General features: G+C 64.5%; 3 protein-coding genes. All 3 read left to right on the top strand.

The window, feature by feature from the left end:
* On the top strand, nucleotides 1-174 hold a 174-nt coding region (locus tag EN935_RS30595), incomplete at its 5' end, for a signal peptidase II (protein WP_206534607.1).
* Nucleotides 175-231: 57 nt separating this feature from the next.
* On the top strand, nucleotides 232-1,221 hold the full coding sequence (locus EN935_RS30600) for an MDR family oxidoreductase (protein ID WP_109661143.1): 990 nt from the start codon (nucleotides 232-234) through the stop codon (nucleotides 1,219-1,221).
* Nucleotides 1,222-1,364: 143 nt separating this feature from the next.
* Nucleotides 1,365-2,584 (top strand): PAS domain-containing protein (locus EN935_RS30605; protein ID WP_164771472.1); only part of this gene is annotated, 1,220 nt, incomplete at its 3' end.

Below are 2,584 nucleotides of genomic sequence, written 5' to 3' on the forward strand. Positions count from 1 at the left end.
GTCTACGGCCACGTCATCGACTACATCCTGTTCCACACGCCGGTCTGGTCCTTCGCCGTCTTCAACCTTGCCGACGCCTTCATCTCGGTGGGTGCGGCACTGGTCGTCTTCGATGAACTGTTCGGCTGGCGGCGCGAGCCCAAGCCTTCAAACGCCAAGTCTTCCAAAGATTGACCCCGTGCAGCCATCGCCGCACAGTTCATGTCGCCAAACAAGATCGCGGAGAAAGAGATGTCCGAAACCTTCAAAGCCATCCTCGTTTCGCGTGACACCGAGAAAAAGCAGTCGGTAACCGTGACCGATCTCACTGACGCCGACCTGATGGAAGGCGATGTCACCGTCGCGGTCGAGGCGACGACGGTGAACTACAAGGATGGTCTGGCGATCACAGGCAAGGCGCCGGTGATCCGCCGCTGGCCGCTGGTGCCGGGCATCGATTTCGCCGGCACCGTCATCTCGTCTTCCCATCCCGACTGGCGCGCTGGCGACAAGGTCATCCTGAACGGCTGGGGCGTCGGCGAAACCCATTTCGGCGCCTACGCCGGCCGCGCCCGTGTCAAGGGCGACTGGCTGGTGCCGCTCCCCGATGGCATCAGCCCGCATGACGCGATGGCCGTCGGCACCGCAGGCTACACCGCGATGCTCTGCGTCATGGCCCTGGAGCGCCACGGCATCCTGCCCGATCGCGGCCCGGTGGTGGTGACAGGGGCGGCCGGCGGCGTCGGCTCGGTCGCGGTCTCGATCCTGTCCAGCCTCGGCTACCATGTCATTGCCTCCACCGGCCGCAATGCCGAAAGCCCCTATTTGATCAACCTTGGCGCCGCCGAAGTGATATCGCGCGACGAGCTTGCCCAGCCGGCCAAGCCGCTGGCCAAGGAGCGCTGGGCTGGCGGCGTCGACGCCGTCGGTAGCCACACGCTGGCCAATGTGCTCTCGATGACCTCCTATGGCGGCGCGGTCGCCGCCTGCGGCCTGGCCGGCGGCATGGACCTGCCGACGAGCGTCGCCCCCTTCATCCTGCGCGGCGTCTCATTGCTGGGCATCGATTCGGTGATGGCGCCGAAGGCAGTCCGGCTCGAGGCATGGCGCCGCATCGGCACCGAGCTCGATCTGCAAAAGCTCGCCAGCCTGTCCAGGACCATCGGTTTTGACGGCATCATCGATGCCGCGCGCGACATCGTCGACGGCAAGATCCGCGGGCGCGTCGTCGTGGACATGTGAGCCGCTCGACTGCCGGAGAAGGCGGACGGAAATCGCCATGTCCGGCGGCAAATCCGCACCTGCTTCGGCAAAAAGCGTTCATCCGCTAAAATTCGAACGATCCGCCGCAATTTTCCATAATCTCTGTCTGGCAAGGATTTCGCATGATCGCGGAATCCGGCAGCCAACAGGCGGACACTGGCGACGACGTCGATGCGGCGCCGACGTCGACGCGGCGCTTTGTCGCCGCGCCGTCGCTGGTGCCCGAGCCGGAATTCTCCAGGCGCGAAGGCCTGCCCTTTCTGACATTCGTCGCCATCGTGGTGGTGGCCGGCCTGGCGCATCTGACCGGGGCACCCATCTTCATCAGCATCGCATTGCTGGCAACCGGCCTTGCCGGCCTTGCCGTGCATCTGCGCGCCAGGCGGAGCGAACACCGCACCGCCGCCCTTCTTGACGAAACCACTGCCCGCAGCCGCGCCGAGATCGAGACGCTGGCCGACCGCATGTGGGAAATGCAGGAGAGCGATGAGCGCTTTCGCGGCCTGATCGACGCGCTTGGTGATCTCGTCATCCATCGCGACCGCGATGGCTATATCGTCTATGCCAACAAGGTCTTCGCCGATCTGGTCGAAATCGATCAACGCGACCTTGCCGGCAAGACCCTGGCGGAACTCGGCATCGAGGTCGGTATCGTTCCCGATGCCGCCTTTTCCGACCATGAGTGCCTGAGTTCCACCGATGTCGCCATCAGTACGCCGAGCGGCCCGCGTTGGTTCTCGTGGATCGAACTGTCGGTGCGTGACAAGGACAGCGATGCTGTTTCGCATCGCGCGATCGCTCGCGACATCACCGCCCGCAAACGCGCCGAATCCTCGCTGATCACCGCACGCGAGCGGGCCGAATATGCCAGCCAGGCCAAATCACGCTTCCTCGCCACCGTCAGCCATGAAATTCGCACGCCGATGAACGGCATCATGGGCATGGCCAGGTTGCTGGCCGACACCAGCCTGTCGCCGGAGCAGCAGACCTATGTCGGCGCTGTCTCGACCTCGGCCAGCGCATTGCTTGCCCTGATCGAGGATCTTCTCGACTACTCCAAGATCGAAGCCGGGCGCTTCGACCCGGAGCCGCAGCCGATGTCGGTGCGCGAGATCGCCGACAACATCATCGAATTGCTGGCCGCGCGCGCCTTCGCCAAGCGTATCGGGCTGGGCTGCCATGTCGAACCCGACGTGCCGCAGTTGATCACCGCCGATCCGGGCAAGGTCAGGCAGGTGCTGCTCAACCTTATCGGCAACGCCATCAAATTCACCGACAGCGGCGGCGTGTTGGTGAGCATCGCACGCGCGCGCACCGAAACCAGCGACCGCGTATGCTTCAC

This window comes from Mesorhizobium sp. M7D.F.Ca.US.004.03.1.1 (genome assembly GCF_003998635.1).
GTDB lineage: Bacteria > Pseudomonadota > Alphaproteobacteria > Rhizobiales > Rhizobiaceae > Mesorhizobium > Mesorhizobium loti.

Excerpts from the sequence above, each read along its gene's own strand:
- EN935_RS30600 (WP_109661143.1), top strand. The coding sequence starts at position 232 with ATGTCCGAAACCTTCAAAGCCATCCTCGTTTCGCGTGACACCGAGAAA.